Here is a 14881-nt window from a genome sequence, read left to right on the forward strand (position 1 = left end):
CGCGCCGGAGACCGGCGCCTGAAATCAGCCCTCGGTCTTCAGCTGACCAGCGGATTCCTTGCCCGAACGCTTGTCGCGCTCGATTTCGTAGGAAACCTTCTGGTTTTCATCGAGGCCGCGCAGGCCCGCCTGTTCGACGGCCGAGATGTGGACGAACACGTCCTTGCCGCCGTCGTCAGGCTGGATGAAGCCGTAGCCCTTGGTGCCGTTGAACCATTTCACAGTGCCGGTAGCCATTTTCAGGACCTCCGTTAGCAGTTGGCTTCAGGGAAGAGCCCCTGGAGCCTGTCGGGTCTGAAAGGAGCGGCTAGACCTCAGTGCGAAAGCAGAGGGTGGCGTTTCGCAGAGAGATCGACGCTGGAGTTGTGGACTCTTCCGGTGACGAAAGCAAGGCGGCGAAGCTCAGCTCGCGGCGTCTTCCGCGGTATGGCCGGCCGCCTGTTCGGCGGGGGCGACGTAATGCTCCTGGCACAGCTTGCGCAGGGCTGCGCTCAGGCTGGGGCCGTAGAGAGAGTCCTGGATGCGGTCGAAACCCTCGGACGAAAGGGCCTGCTTGATGTCGCTGACGGTGCGGCAGCGCCCCTCGCGGGCGAGTTCATAGGCGCGTTCGAGTGTGGTCGGTCGGTGAGTCATGCCTTTCAGATAGGCATGATCGGGCGAGATTGCGAGCCTCAGAAGGCGAGACTGAGGCCGGCGACCAAACTATCGGCGTATTGTTCGCCGGGAACGTCGGCGTCCGTACCGTACCAACGCAGTTCCGCCTCCAGGTTGCGGGTCAGGGCGTAGTTCAGGCCGACGTCATAGCCGGTGTAGTCGATGTTGTTGTCCTGCTCGCGCCGGCCGACGGCGGCGGAGGCATAGAGCTTGTCGGTAAAGTCCCAGCCCAGCCGGGCCTCGGCCCAGGTCCAGGCCTCGGTCGCTCCGGTGCTATCGGGCGAATACTGCAGGCGGATGCGGCCGCTGGCGGGGCCGATCGAGCGCTTCACGTCGGCGGTGAACTCCCAGGCGTCGGCGTCGGCGCCCGGATCAGCGTCGATCTGCCACTTGTGTTTGACGTTGAGATCGAGGTCGAAGCCGGCGAATTCCGGCCGCACGCCGGCGTTGAGAGCGACCTCGAGTTCCGAGCCGGACGACTTGATCGTCTCGAACGACGGCCCGGCGTAAAGCAGGCCTGAGGCGCTTTCCCACTCGGCCTCTCCCCAGACGAAGGCGTCGCCGTCGGATTTGGAGGCGGCCTTGGAGCGGTTGTCGGTGGCGGCGCCCGCCACGAAGGTCCACGCGCCGGTCGCGTCCTGGGCGGCGGCGGGGGCGGCGAGGGCCAGAAGGGCGAGGGCGGCGGCGGTCGGCAGGGTGCGGATCATCGGGGTCGCTTCGAATGGGGGGCGGAGGGCCCTGAAGCGGGCCGGTCTAGAACCGCTTCTTGTCGAAAACGGCGCAGGCCTCCGCATATTCGTCCCGAAGCCGCCCGACAAGATCGGCGGTCGGCAGAATGTCATGAACCGCGCCCGCGCCCTGGCCGGCGGACCAGACGGTCTTCCAGGCCTTGGCCTCGTCGGCCATGTCGAGTTTGTGCTCGGGCAGGGACTTCGGGTCGATTCCGTTGGCGACCAGGGAGGGGGTCAGGAAGTTGGCCGGGATGCCCGATACGGCGGGGGTGTAGGTGATGTCCGAGGCGCCGGCGTCGACGATCATCTGCTTGTATTCGGCCTGGGCCTGGCTCTCGGTCGTCGAGATGAAGCGGGTGCCCATATAGGCGAAATCGGCGCCCATCATCGTGGCGGCGGCGACGTCGCGGCCGGTCGACAGGCAACCGGACAGGATGATGGTCCCGTCGAAGAAGGTGCGCACCTCCTCGACCAGGGCGAAGGGGTTCACCACCCCGGCATGGCCGCCGGCGCCGTTGGCCACGAGGATCAGGCCGTCGACCCCGGCCTGGGCCGCCTTGCGGGCGTGGCGGACGTTGGCGATGTCGTGGAAAACCACGCCGCCATAGCCGTGCACCGCATCGACCACGTCGCGGACCGCGCCCAGCGAGGTGATGATCAGCGGCACCTTCTCCTCGACCGAGACCATCATGTCGGCCATCAGCCGGGGGTTGGTCGGATGGACGATGTGGTTGACGCCGAAGGCGGCGGCGTCGGGGGTCAGGCGGCCCTTGATGTCGTGCAGCCACTCCCGGTAGCCCTCGGTGGTGCGCTGGTTCAGCGACGGGAAGGCGCCGATGACCCCGTTGTTGCAGCACTCGACGACCAGATCGGGGCCCGAGACGAGGAACATCGGCGCGGCGATGACCGGCAGCTTGAGACCTTTTTGCAGCGATGCCGGAATGGCCATGAGATCCTCCCCGTTGTCTTTCGCTACGGATAGCGGGCTGTCGCGGGGGAAGGCAAATCCTTCGAGGGGCCAAGATGACGTCGCCCGGTGAACCGGCTACATCGCCTCCATGACCACCGACACCTCGGGCCTGCACCAACTGGGCCAAATGACCGCCGCGCCGACGAGCCCGGAGACCGCCGTGCTGGAGCGGGTGCCGAACCCTCACGCCGACACGCTCTATCTGACGCGGTTCACGGCGCCGGAGTTCACCAGCCTGTGCCCGGTGACGGGCCAGCCCGACTTCGCCCATATCGTCATCGACTATGCGCCGGGCGAGTGGCTGGTCGAGTCGAAATCGCTGAAGCTGTACCTGACCAGCTTCCGCAACCACGGCGCCTTTCACGAGGACTGCACCGTGGCCATCGGAAAGAGGCTGGTCGACCTTTTGAAGCCGCAATGGCTGAGGATCGGGGGCTACTGGTACCCGCGCGGCGGCATCCCCATCGACGTCTTCTGGCAGACCGGCGCGGCGCCCGAGGGGCTGTGGTTGCCCGACCAGGGCGTGCCGACGTATCGCGGGCGGGGGTGAATTCACCCGCCGCGCCAATTCCTCAGGATTTGCTCATGCGCGGGACGGCCGCATCGGCCTAGCTGGCCCCCATGACCGAACCGCGCCGCCTGCCGCTCGAAATATGGGGCCGTCACTGGCTGGGGCGGTTGCAGGCGTGGGCCGACCAGCGGGCGTGGAGCCGGTACGGGTTCGAGTTCCTGATGTTCGGGATCAAGCAGGGCTGGGCCTGTCTGTTCGGCGGGCTGATGCTGGCGCTGCTGATCGTGACGAAGCTGTGGTGGCCGGAGCCGGCGCCGGTCGCGCGCTACGACTTTCTGGTGCTGGGCGCGGTGGCCATCCAGGCGGGGATGCTGGCGCTGAGGCTGGAGAGTTGGGAGGAGGCGCGGGTCATCCTCGTCTTCCATGTCGTTGGCACGGTCATGGAGCTGTTCAAGACCTCGGCGGGGTCGTGGATCTACCCGGAGCCGTCGTTGCTGCGGATCGGCGAAGTGCCTCTTTTCTCCGGCTTCATGTATGCGGCGGTGGGCAGCTACATTGCGCGGATCTGGCGTATCCTGGACATCCGCTTCCGCCACTATCCGCCGCTGTGGACGACCTGGGCGCTGGCGGCGGCGATCTACGTCAACTTCTTCGCCCATCACTGGCTGCCGGATGGGCGGCTGGGACTGTTCGCCATGACGGCGGTGCTGTTCGGGCGGGGCTGGTTCTATTTCACCCCGGACCGGCGACGGCGGTCGATGCCGTTTCTGGTCGGTTTCTTTCTCGTAGCCCTGTTCATCTGGCTGGCCGAGAATATCGGGACGTGGGCGCAGGCCTGGGCCTATCCGGGGCAGGACGACGGCTGGGAGCCGGTGTCGTTGGCCAAGCTCGGCAGCTGGTTCCTGTTGATGATGATCAGCCTGGTGCTGGTGTCGTTGGTGCACAGGCCGGAGGAGGAGTCTGCCCGGCCGCGGCAGCCGTGATAGACGGAGCGAAAGCGGAGGCTCCATGACCACAACCACCACCGACGTCGTCGTCCTCGGCGGGGGCCACAACGGCCTCGTCTGCGCCTTCTATCTGGCGAAGGTCGGGCTGAAGGTGACGATGCTGGAGCGGCGGTCTGTGGTCGGCGGCGCGGCGGTGACGGAGGAGTTCCATCCGGGCTTCCGCAACTCGACCGCCAGCTACACCGTCAGCCTGCTCAATCCCAAGGTCATCGCCGACATGGAGCTGGCCCGGCACGGGCTGACCGTGGTCGAGCGCAAGGTCTCGAACTTCCTGCCGTTCGACGACGGCCGCTATCTCCTGGCGGGCGAGGGGCGGACGCAGGGCCAGGTCGCGAAGTTCTCGGCGAGGGACGCCGAGCGGTTGCCGCACTACGAGCGGCGGCTGGAAGTCATCGCAGCGATCCTGCGCGACTGGATCCTGAAGGCGCCGCCCAATGTAATCGAGGGCGGCTGGATGGCCATGCTGCCGGAGCTCGTAAAGGGCGCGTCGCTGGGCAAACAGGCGGCGGGGCTGGACACACAGGGGCGGCGCGACCTGCTGGACCTGTTCGCCAAGTCGGCGGGCGACTGGCTGGACGGCTGGTTCGAGAGCGATCCGATCAAGGCGCTGTTCGGCTTCGATAGCGTCGTGGGCAACTACGCCAGCCCATATACGCCGGGCTCGGCCTATGTGCTGCTGCACCATGTGTTTGGCGAGGTGAACGGGCGCAAGGGCGTCTGGGGCCACGCGCTCGGCGGCATGGGGGCGATCACCCAGGCGATGGCCAGCGCCTGCGCGGAACTGGGCGTCGAGGTGCGGCTGGAGACGGCCGTCGCCGAGGTGCTGACCGAGAAGGGCCGGGCCGTGGGTGCGGTGACCGCGGGCGGCGACGTAGTGCGGGCGCGGGCCGTCGTGTCCAACCTGCACCCACGGCTGCTGTTCGAAACCCTGGTGGATGACGCCGTGGTCCCGGCGGACTTCCGCGAGCGGATCGCGAACTATCAGTCGGGGTCGGGCACCTTCCGCATGAATGTGGCCCTGTCGAAGCTGCCGAACTTCACCAGCCTGCCGGGGCAGGGGGACCACCTGACCGCCGGGATCATCATCGCGCCGTCGCTGGCCTATATGGACCGGGCCCACGCCGAGGCGCGCCTGAACGGCTGGTCGTCGAAGCCGATCGTCGAGATGCTGATCCCCTCGACTCTCGACGACAGCCTGGCGCCGCCCGGCCAGCATGTCGCCAGCCTGTTCTGCCAGCATGTCGATCCAACGCTGGGCGACGAACACCGCGACACGGTGGCCGACCTGATGATCGACACGGTCGACGCCCACGCCCCGGGGTTCAAGGCGTCGGTGGTCGGGCGGCTGGCGCTGGGGCCGCGTGATCTGGAACGGCGCTTCGGCCTGGTCGGGGGCGACATTTTCCACGGGCGGCTGACGCTGGATCAATTGTTCAGCGCCCGACCCGTGCTGGGCCACGCCGATCACCGCATGCCGGTTCCGGGGCTGTATCTGTGCGGGTCGGGGGCGCACCCCGGCGGCGGCGTCACCGGCGCGCCGGGGCATAATGCGGCGCGAGCGGTGGCGAAGGATCTGGGAAGGTGGGGTCCAGGGGCGAGGGGCGAGTAAGCGGAGCGCGACGCGGGGCTGTTCTTTCACCCTCGCCCCTCGTCTCTCGCCCCTGCCTTCAGACGTCCGCCAGACCCATAGCCGTCATCAGGGCGTCGCGGACGGCGGCCTCGGTGAAGGGTTTCTGAAGAGTGGGTTGGCCGCGCCATTCGTCGGGCAAGCCGCCCTCGCCGTAGCCGGTCGAGAAGACGAAGGGCACGCCGCGCGCCTTCAGCGCCTGGGCGACCGGAAAGACCTGTTTGCCGGCGACATTGACGTCCAGCAGGGCGGCGTCGAGCGGTTCCTCAGCGCCCGACAGCCGGAGGCCCTCGTCGACCGTGGCCGCGGGGCCGACGGGGACGCAGCCCATGTCCTCGAGGATGGTCTCCAGCAGCATGGCGACGAGGGATTCGTCCTCCACGACCAGAACGCGGCGGCCTGCGATCGCCTGGGTCATAGGTCCGGCTCCCTCTCCAATGGTACTGAAATTGTGACGGTCAAGCCGCCGCTGGGGTAGTCGAGTTCGATCTCTCCGGCCAGATCATGGCGGACATTTCGTTCGATCAGGCGACTGCCAAAGCCCTTCCGATCCGGGGCGGTGACCGGGGGGCCGCCGGTTTCTCGCCAGACCAGCTTGAGCCGGGGGCGGGTCGGGTCGGCTATGGACCAGTCGACGAGAACCCGGCCGTCCTGAGCGGACAGGGCCCCGTACTTGGCGGCATTGGTGGCCAGTTCGTGGAAGATCATGCCCAGCGACAGGGCCGCGGCCGGCGCCAGAGCCACGCGCGGACCGTTGGTCGAGACCCGGCTGGCGCCGTGGGCCTCGGTTTCATGCTGCAGGATGTCGCCGAGATCGGCGCCTTCCCAGTTTCTGCGGGTCAGCAGGTCGTGGGTGTGCGACAGCGCCAGCAGACGCGCCTGGAACCCCTCGGCGAAAGTCCGCGGATCCGCGTGCGACCGGGCGGTCTGCATGGCGATCGACTGCACGGTGGCGAGGGTGTTCTTCACCCGATGGTTCAGCTCGTCGATCATGAGCTTCTGACGCTCGTCCGCGAGGACGGACTCCGTCACCTCATGGCCCTGGACGAAAACGCCGATGGTCTGGCCATCCGCGTCGCGGATCGGCTGAAAGATGAAGTCGACCCAGACCGTTTCGAGGGGAGCGTCGGGCGAGCGTTGGAGCTGGACGCCGAGGCTCCGGCCCTCGAACGGCTCGCCGGTCGCCAACACGGTGTCGAGGAGAGGTATGAAGCCCTGACTTTCTATCTCGGGCAGGGCCTCGACCAATGGCTTGCCGGCGATGTCGCGATGGCCGATCAATTGGGCGTAGGCCATGTTGTGCATCTGGAATACGTGGTCCGGGCCGGACAGCACAGCGATGAACCCGGGCGCCTGCATGAACAGCTCGACAAGCTGATTCCGTTCGGTCTCCAGCCGCCGGTTGTCTTCCTGGACCTGCTCGGCGCGGCCGAGCACAGCTCCGCTCACCACGCTGTCGAGCGCGCTTGCCTCGGTCGCGGTTCGTCCGCGATTGCGTAACGTCTCGAGTTCCGTGATGTCGGTGGTGTGCTGGAGAAGAAAGACCACCTCGCCGGCGTCATCGAAGATCGGCGTATGGGTGGCGCTCCAGAACCGGTCTTCGAACGTGTCAGCGCCGTTCGCCTGCCGGCGGGCGATCGAAAAGCGGACGACCGCGAGATGGTCGCGCTGGCCGGTGTCGCGAGCCTTTTCAAGCGAGGCCTTCACCTGCCGGACGTTTTCCGGGGCGTCTTCACCAGGCCCGGAATCGAAGGCGTCGAACAGTGGCTTGCCGAGGATGGCCTCGCGGGTCGCGCCGGTGACGTTGAGATAGGCCTGATTCATGCCCGCGATCCGCAGGTCGGGCGTGAGCAACACATAGGGATTGGGCGAGGCGTCGAACACGCTCGCCAGATCGACCGTCAGGTCGCCCGATTTAAACAGTTCCTTCAATCCCATCCCCGCCCCTGCCGGTCCGCTGTAACGCCTTGCGGGCGTGTCGGTTTCACGCAATCGGGCCCCCGGGCGATTTTCAGGATTGGGGGAGGGCGGCGGACGCCGCTAGTCTGGCCCGATGTATGTGGCTTTCATTCTGGCGGCGGCGGCTCTGATGATTTCACCGGCGGATCCCGCTGATCCCAATCCCCGGGCGACGGTCGAGCAGGGCGTGCTGGTCGGGCGCGGGGCGGAGGGGGTGCTCAGCTTCAGGGGCGTGCCCTACGCCCGACCGCCGGTGGGCGAATGGCGCTGGCGGCAGCCTCGGCCGGCCCTACCCTGGTCCGGTGAGCGGGACGCAGGGCAGGTCGGGGCGATCTGCATCCAGCCGCCCGCCAATGGCGACAATGGCGTCGGTCCCCTGCCGATGAGCGAAGACTGTCTGACGCTCAATGTCTGGGCGCCCGCGGAGCGAGAGGAGCCGCTGCCGGTGATGGTCTGGATCCACGGCGGTGGCCTGAACAACGGCTCGGGCACGGCCGCGCTGTACGATGGGAGGAACCTCGCCAAGCGCGGCGTGGTGGTGGTGACCATCAACTACCGGCTGGGCCGGTTGGGCTTCTTCGACCATCCAGCGCTGGCGGCGGAGCGGGAGGCGGGCGAGCCGGCCGCCAACTACGGACTGATGGACGTGATCGCCGCCCTGCAGTGGGTTCGAGACAACGCGGCGGCCTTCGGAGGCGACGCGGACAATGTGACGATCTTCGGCGAGTCAGCCGGCGGGGCGCTGGTCACGCGGCTGATGATTTCTCCGGAGGCGCGGGGGCTTTTCCATCGCGCGGCGGTTCAGTCAGGACTCGGACGCGACGAGGGCACGCCGCTGGACTCTGCGCGCCGCGACGGCGGGCCGTCGATGCGGGCGAGGGGAGAGGCCTTCGGGATGGCCTACGGCGCGAGGACGGCCGAGGCGCTTCGAGCCATCCCGGCGGAGGCTTTCCTCAGACCAGCGCCAAGCTTTTACGGCGGTGACCTGCTGGTGCGGGACGGGACCCTGATAACCGAAGATGTCGAGGCCGCGTTCGCCGGTGGGCGCGAGGCGCCCGTCCCCCTGATCATCGGCACAAACAGCGCCGAGTTCTGGTGGATGAAGCCGTCGGATCTGAGCCTTTATGGCGCGCTGGATGACGCGATGACAAGCGACGAGCGCGCGGCCTTCCTCAAGGCCTATGGCGGTCCGTCGGGCTACGACCAGTTCGTGCTGAGCGACCTCGTGTTCAACGAGCCGGCGCGGCGCCTGGCGCGGCTGCACGCGCGAAACGGACATCCGACGTACCTGTACCGCTTCGATGTGGTTTCCGCAGCGATGCCCGAGCCCCACGACGGGGCCACCCATGCGTCGGAGCGACAGTACGTGTTCGACAATCTGACCGCCTCGCCGTGGCCGACGGCGGCGATGGACCAGCGGGCCGCGGATCAGATGGCCGGCTACTGGACGACCTTCGCGGCGACGGGCGATCCGAACGGGGGGATGCGGCAGGTCTGGCCCGACTTCGGCGCCGATCCGGATCGACTGCTGGACTTCACCAACGACGGACCGGTGGCGAAGGCGGTTCCGTTCGGCGAACGGCTGGACCTTATCGAGGCGTTTTATAACCGGGCCCGCTGATCCTCAGAGCACGCCGCCGTTCGACTTGATCACCTCCGCGTAGAGCAGACCGGAGTCCTTGATGGTCCGCTCCTGGGTCTGGAAATTGACGTGGGTGATGCCGAACCGCTTCGAATAGCCCAGCGACCATTCCAGATTGTCGAGCAGCGACCAGGCCATGTAACCGCGCAGGTCGACGCCCTTGCCGATGGCGTCGTGCGCCGCCTTGAGGTGGTTCTTCAGATACTCAACCCGCATCGGGTCGTGGACCCGGCCGTCGATGGCGTGGGGCGGATCGTACCAGGCCGAGCCGTTTTCGGTGATCATCAGCGGCAGGCCGTTGGTCTGTTCATGCAGCCAGACGAGGGTGTCGGTCAGGGCGGGAGGATAGACCTCCCAGCCGGTCTCGGTGTGGGCGTGCTGGACCTGTTTCACCGGCCGGGCGCGGACGGGCCAGGCGTCGGGGGCGTTCTCGGGCACCGAGCGGGTGTACCAGTTCAGGCCCATCCAGTCGGTCGGCTGGGCGATCAGGTCGAAGTCCGCCTGCGGGAAGTCGCGGTAGGCCTCCCCGTAGACGTCTTCCAGTTCCTGGGGATAGCCGCGGCCCATCAGGGGGTCGAGGAACCAGCGGTTCATCTGGGCGTCGGCGCGGCGGCGGGCCGCCTCGTCCTCGGGCCGGTCGCTGGCCGGGTATTTCGGTTCGATGTTGAGGACGATGCCAATGTCGCCCTCGCCGACCTGACGGAACCGTTTCACCGCGGCGCCGTGGGCGCGCAGAATATTGTGGCCGGCGATCATGGCCTCGAAAGCCGAGCGGTGGCCCGGGGCGAGGGCGCCGTGCAGATAGCCGCCGTCGACGATGACCCACGGCTCGTTGATCGTGCCCCACGTCTTCACCCGGCCCTTGAATTTCTCGAACAGGACCTGGCCATAGTCGGCGAACCAGTCGGCGATGTCGGGATTGAGCCAGCCGCCGCGGTCGTCGAGAGCGGCGGGAAGATCCCAGTGGTAGAGGGTGCAAAGCGGCTCGATCCCGGCCTCGAGCAGGCCGTCGACGAGCCGGTCGTAGAAGGCGAGACCCTTCTCGTTGATGGCGCCGCGGCCCTCGGGCATGACCCGGCTCCAGCTGACCGAGAACCGGTAGGCCTGGAGGTTCAGGCGCTTCATCAACTGGATGTCTTCGCGCCACTTGTTGTAGTGGTCGCAGGCCACGTCGCCGGTGTCGCCGTCCCGCATGTTGCCCGGCGTATGGCTGAACCGGTCCCAGATCGAGGCGCCCGCGCCATCGGCCATGGAGGAGCCTTCGATCTGATAGGCGGCCGTCGCCGCGCCCCACAGGAAACCTTCTGGAAACAGATAGTTACCGGTGTCTTTCGTGATCATGGTCGAGGCTCGTGAAACGCGATGTGGTCAACTGAAAAGGGCTGGGCCGCCGGGGCGGGTACGCGTGTAGCCCCGTGAGCACAACCTCCCTGTGACCAAACTAGGGCACTTGCGGGCGATATGGCCAGTGTGTCATGTAATCGGTTACACGGAATTATCGAACGGACCCGCGAGAAGCGGGCCGGGATCGCGAACCGGTCAGGGAGAGAGACTTTGGGGCCTGGTGCGACAGCAAACATCTGCGTGGATGTTGGGGCATGAAGGCCGCGACGATCCGGGACGTGGCGGACCGGGCGGACGTCTCCGTCGCGTCCGTTTCACGCGTCCTGACCGGGGCCGGCCCGGTCACCGAAACGACCCGGAAGAAGGTGATGGAGGCGGTCGATGCGCTCCAGTACGTGCCCCACTCCGGCGCGCGCAGCCTGTCGACCAGCAAGACCCAGACGATAGGCGTCATCCTGCCGGACCTGTATGGCGAATACTTTTCCGAGCTGATCCGGGGCATGGACGTGGGGGCGAGGGCCCTCGGCTACCACCTGATCGTCTCCAGTTCCCATGACGACGCCGAGGAGGCCTCGGCGGCGATCCGCTCGATGCGTGGTCGCGTCGACGGATTGATTGTCCTGTCGCCGCATCTCGACGCGGCCAATCTGGCGACCAGCCTGGCCGGACGGCTGCCGATCCTGCTCATGAACGGCGGCGCCGACGCCGGTCGTCCCTCGATCGTGGTCGACAATCATGGCGGCGCCGTTCAGGCGGTGGAGCACCTCATCGCCACCGGCCGGCGCCGTATCGCGCACATTTCCGGCCCGACCGGCAACCTTGAGGCCGAGTCGCGGCTGGCGGGCTATCTGGAAGCCATGGCGCGGGCCAACCTGCCGACCACCGTGGTCGAAGGCGCCTTCACCCAGGCCTCGGGCCATCAGGTCGGGGCAGAACTGGCGGCGCGTAGCGAGCGGCCGGACGCGATCTTCGCCGGCAACGACATGATGGCGGTCGGAGCCATGCTGGCCCTTCAGGACGCCGGGCTCTCCGTGCCGGAGGACGTGGCTCTCGTCGGGTTCGACGACGTGCCGATCGCCGAGCTGGTGCGTCCGGGCCTGACCACTCTGAGGATCCGGATCGCTGACACCGGACGAAGCGCGCTGGAGCGTCTCGTCCGCCTCGTCGACGCAGCGGGGGCCCCTGCCGACACCGCCTGCGAGGTCGTCCGTCCCGAACTGGTCGTGCGCCCGTCGAGCGATCCTGCGGCGCAGGCCCGAACCACGTCCGGCGATCGCCCTCGCGATTCCGCCAGCTTACCACATCTCAAGGGGGAGAACCCGCAATGACCCGCAAGTCCAAGCAGTACCTGGGCGCCGTCTCGGCCCTCGCCGTCGCCCTCTCGCTGGCCGCCGCCGGCGGCGCGGCGGCCCAGGTCGCCACCTCGACCATCCGGGGTTCGGTGACCGACGGGGGACAGGCCGAAGCCGGAGCCGCGATCGTGGCGCGCGACGTGGCCTCGGGGTTCACCAACCGAACCACGGCGAACTCGCAGGGCGGCTATGTCCTGTCCGGCCTGCGCCCCGGCACCTATGAGATCACCGTCACCACGACCGACGGCGAGACCACGTCCGAGGTGGTCACGATTGGCATCGGCCAGGTCGGTGAGGTCGATCTCCGCATCGGGGGCGCGGCCGCTTCCGGCGGCGGGGCCACCGAAATCGCTGAAGTCGTGGTCACCGGTCGCCGGCTGGTCGAGGTCCGGACGCCGGAGATCGCCACGAATGTGACGACGCAGCAGATCAACACCCTGCCGCAGATCAACCGCAACTTCCTCAACTTCGCCGCCCTCGCCCCCGGCGTACGGGTGTCGCAGAACGAGCAGGAGCAGACCATCACCGCGGGCGGCCAGCGGGCGGAATCGGTCAACGCCTTCATCGACGGCGCCAGTCTGAAGTCGAACATTATCGACGGTGGCATCGCCGGTCAGGACGACAGCCGCGGCAATCCGTTCCCGCAGGCCGGCATCCAGGAGTTCCGGGTCGTCAGCCAGAACTTCAAGGCCGAGTACGAGCAGGCCTCCTCGGCCATCATCACGGCCGTGACCCGTTCGGGCACCAATGAGTTCCACGGCGAGGTGTTCGGCACCTATCGCGATCAGAGCTTCATCGAGCAGGACGTCTTTTCCGCACGGCGCGGCGACGAGCAGCCCGATCTGGAGGTTCAGCAGTACGGCTTCGCCCTCGGCGGTCCGATCATTCGGGACACGCTGCACTTCTTCGGCACTTATGAGCGCAAGGAAGAGGGCCGCGCCGCGGCCGTCAATCTCGGCCGTCAGGAGCCGCGCTTCACCAACCAGTTCGGCCAGTACATCGGCACCTTCGCCGTGCCGTTCGAGGAAGACCTGTATTTCGGCAAGCTGAGCTGGCAGCCGGCCGACGATCATCTGGTTGATCTGAGCGTCACCTGGCGTGACGAGTTCGACACCCGCGGGATCGGTGGGGCCGACTCGGCCGAGCGGGCCACGGAACTGAACCAGACCACGCTGACCATCAACGGCCGCCACCAGTGGACGACGGACACCTTCGTCAACGAGCTGACGGTCACCCAGCGCGAGTACAACTACAACCCGCAGCCGATCAACTTCTCCAGCTTTGGGGAAACCTACCGGCTGCACACCGACACCAATCCGGCGCCCGGGTTCCAGCCGAACTTTTTCGGGGGCGACACCATCCTCAACCTCGGCGGCGCCGACAGCCGGCAGGACATTGTCGATGAGGTTCTAACTCTCCGCGACGACCTGACCTTCAACGAGATCGAGTGGAACGGCTTCCACACCATCAAGATCGGCGGGAAATTCTCCCGCCAGAACTACCAGGTGACGAAGGAGTTCGGGCGCAATCCGCTGTTCTATTATGACGTCGATGGTCGTCCGGAGCTGTCGGGCAGCACCACGGTCCCGTACCGCGTCGAGCTGGGCAACGCCTTCCCGTCGGTCGATCTGACCAACAACGTCATCGGCCTGTACATCCAGGACGACTGGCAGATCACCGACAAGCTGGAGCTGAACCTCGGCCTGCGCTGGGACTACGAAGACAACGCCAACAATAACGACTACGTCACGCCCCGGTCGGTGGTCGACGGACTGAACCAGTGGATCGCCTCGACCAACGGCGGCAAGCCGGCGGGCTATGCGCCGAGCTGGTTCGACATCAACGACTACATCGCCACGGGCGACAACCGCGATCCGTTCACCGGGGCCTTCCAGCCGCGGATCGGCTTCTCGTACGATGTCTTCGGCGACCGCTCGACGGTGATTTTCGGCGGCGCCGGCCGCTACTACGACCGCGTCCAGTTCAACTTCTCGTTCGACGAGATCGTCAAGCCGTTCGACTTCCGCCAGAATGTCTTCTTTTCGACCACCGGAGCCCCTCCCGGCGTAGCCAGCGGCAACGCCGGCGACCCGATCTTGTGGCAGGAATCGTATCGCACGGTGGCCGGGCTCGACGCCCTGCTCGACACCATTCCGGCCCGGGGCGAGGCCTTCCTGCTGGCCAACGATTTCGAGCCGCCGCGCACCGACCAGTTCAACATCGGGGTTCGCCAGCGCTTCGGCGACTGGCAGACCGAGCTGACCCTCGCCTACGGCAAGACCGAGAACGAGTTCACCTGGCAGTATCTGAACCGCTGCCGCGAACCCACGCGACCCAATGACGGCAATGGCTATGGCGACAGCGGCGGCTTCTGCGGTCCGGACGGGACCAACCCGTACCGCGCCTACCTGGTGTCGGATCACAACAAGGAGCGCGAGTTCACCGCCCTCTATCTGAAGGCCGACAAGCCCTACACGCGGGACTCGGGCTGGGGCTTCAACCTCGCCTACACCTGGTCGGAATCGCTGCAGAACGGCGGCAACGACAATTTCTGCTTCGACTGCTTCTCGGTCGAGACGTCGCCGATGCGCTCTTCGGCGAACGACGAAACCCACCGGATCGTGGCCAACGGCATCCTCGACCTGCCGTGGGACTTCCAGCTGTCGGGCATCCTGACCCTCGGCTCGGGCTCGCCGTTCAACGTCTTCGACGGCACGGGTTCGCAGTTCTACTTCCGGCCCTACGCCGGGCGTCCGGAGAAGTACGGCTTCATCATTCCGAACGCCTTCGCCTACCGGAATCTGGACCTCCGCCTGACCAAGAATTTCGAGGCCTTCAGCGGTCACGAGCTGTCGCTGTTCGTCGACGCCATCAACGTCTTCAACTTCGACAACTACAGCGGCTTCGACGGCGGCACCGGCTCTGCGACCAATCCGAACCCGAACTTCGGCAACCCGAGCTCGGTGCTGTTCCCGACCCGCACCTTCCAGGTCGGTATGCGCTACAGCTTCTGATCTCCTGACCCTGGCGGCCGCCCTCCGTTCAGAATCGGGGGGCGGCCTGTTTTTTGACTAGTCGGACCGT

General features: G+C 66.9%; 13 protein-coding genes. 6 read left to right on the forward strand and 7 right to left on the reverse strand.

The features are described from left to right. Nucleotides 1-24 precede the first annotated feature (24 nt). From HNQ67_RS00530 to HNQ67_RS00545, 4 genes are all read right to left on the reverse strand, one after another. Nucleotides 25-237: a cold-shock protein gene (locus tag HNQ67_RS00530; protein ID WP_168049003.1), complete on the reverse strand. Its 213-nt coding sequence runs from the start codon at nucleotides 235-237 to the stop codon at nucleotides 25-27. Nucleotides 238-402: 165 nt separating this feature from the next. Continuing rightward, nucleotides 403-633: a hypothetical protein gene (locus HNQ67_RS00535; protein ID WP_183251337.1), complete on the reverse strand. Its 231-nt coding sequence runs from the start codon at nucleotides 631-633 to the stop codon at nucleotides 403-405. 38 nt (nucleotides 634-671) lie between these two features. Further along, nucleotides 672-1361, reverse strand: a complete 690-nt coding sequence (locus HNQ67_RS00540) for a TorF family putative porin (protein WP_183251339.1) — start codon at nucleotides 1359-1361, stop codon at nucleotides 672-674. A 46-nt stretch (nucleotides 1362-1407) separates the two neighbouring features. Beyond that, nucleotides 1408-2334: an NAD(P)H-dependent flavin oxidoreductase gene (locus HNQ67_RS00545; protein WP_183251340.1), complete on the reverse strand. Its 927-nt coding sequence runs from the start codon at nucleotides 2332-2334 to the stop codon at nucleotides 1408-1410. Between the two features lie 109 nt (nucleotides 2335-2443). On the opposite strand from HNQ67_RS00545, the gene queF reads away from it, so the two are divergent. The 3 genes from queF to HNQ67_RS00560 all read left to right on the forward strand — a co-directional run bounded on the left by queF (nucleotide 2444) and on the right by HNQ67_RS00560 (nucleotide 5482). Next, nucleotides 2444-2905 carry a preQ(1) synthase gene (gene queF / locus HNQ67_RS00550; RefSeq protein ID WP_183251342.1) on the forward strand — a complete coding sequence of 154 codons (462 nt, stop codon included), beginning with the start codon at nucleotides 2444-2446 and terminating at the stop codon, nucleotides 2903-2905. A 71-nt stretch (nucleotides 2906-2976) separates the two neighbouring features. Next, a complete protein-coding gene (locus HNQ67_RS00555) occupies nucleotides 2977-3849 on the forward strand; it encodes a DUF817 domain-containing protein (protein WP_183251345.1) in 873 nt (290 codons plus the stop codon). 25 nt (nucleotides 3850-3874) lie between these two features. Then, nucleotides 3875-5482 carry a phytoene desaturase family protein gene (locus HNQ67_RS00560; RefSeq protein ID WP_183251347.1) on the forward strand — a complete coding sequence of 536 codons (1608 nt, stop codon included), beginning with the start codon at nucleotides 3875-3877 and terminating at the stop codon, nucleotides 5480-5482. A gap of 58 nt (nucleotides 5483-5540) precedes the next feature. Here HNQ67_RS00560 and HNQ67_RS00565 read toward each other — a convergent pair whose 3' ends face one another. Both HNQ67_RS00565 and HNQ67_RS00570 read right to left on the reverse strand, forming a co-directional pair. Continuing rightward, nucleotides 5541-5918, reverse strand: a complete 378-nt coding sequence (locus tag HNQ67_RS00565; RefSeq protein WP_183251349.1) for a response regulator — start codon at nucleotides 5916-5918, stop codon at nucleotides 5541-5543. Continuing rightward, nucleotides 5915-7438 carry an HWE histidine kinase domain-containing protein gene (locus HNQ67_RS00570; protein ID WP_183251351.1) on the reverse strand — a complete coding sequence of 508 codons (1524 nt, stop codon included), beginning with the start codon at nucleotides 7436-7438 and terminating at the stop codon, nucleotides 5915-5917. Before HNQ67_RS00570 ends, HNQ67_RS00565 begins: the two co-directional genes overlap by 4 nt. 115 nt (nucleotides 7439-7553) lie before the next feature. Here HNQ67_RS00570 and HNQ67_RS00575 point away from each other — a divergent pair, with 115 nt between their 5' ends. Beyond that, the gene (locus HNQ67_RS00575) at nucleotides 7554-9080 is read left to right on the forward strand and encodes a carboxylesterase/lipase family protein (protein WP_183251353.1); all 1527 of its coding nucleotides are present in this window, start codon (nucleotides 7554-7556) and stop codon (nucleotides 9078-9080) included. 3 nt (nucleotides 9081-9083) lie between these two features. On the opposite strand, the gene HNQ67_RS00580 is transcribed toward HNQ67_RS00575, so the two are convergent. Then, entirely contained in the window at nucleotides 9084-10442 is a 1359-nt protein-coding gene (locus HNQ67_RS00580) for a GH1 family beta-glucosidase (protein WP_183251355.1), read from the reverse strand. Nucleotides 10443-10699: 257 nt separating this feature from the next. Between HNQ67_RS00580 and HNQ67_RS00585 the strand changes: the two genes are divergently transcribed. Both HNQ67_RS00585 and HNQ67_RS00590 read left to right on the forward strand, forming a co-directional pair. Next, complete coding sequence (locus HNQ67_RS00585) at nucleotides 10700-11773, forward strand: LacI family DNA-binding transcriptional regulator (RefSeq protein WP_183251356.1); 1074 nt, start codon at nucleotides 10700-10702, stop codon at nucleotides 11771-11773. Next, complete coding sequence (locus HNQ67_RS00590; protein ID WP_183251358.1) at nucleotides 11770-14811, forward strand: TonB-dependent receptor; 3042 nt, start codon at nucleotides 11770-11772, stop codon at nucleotides 14809-14811. The genes HNQ67_RS00585 and HNQ67_RS00590 overlap by 4 nt, the downstream gene beginning before the upstream one ends. Nucleotides 14812-14881: the final 70 nt, after the last annotated feature.

Source organism: Brevundimonas basaltis (assembly GCF_014202075.1).
Taxonomy (GTDB): domain Bacteria; phylum Pseudomonadota; class Alphaproteobacteria; order Caulobacterales; family Caulobacteraceae; genus Brevundimonas; species Brevundimonas basaltis.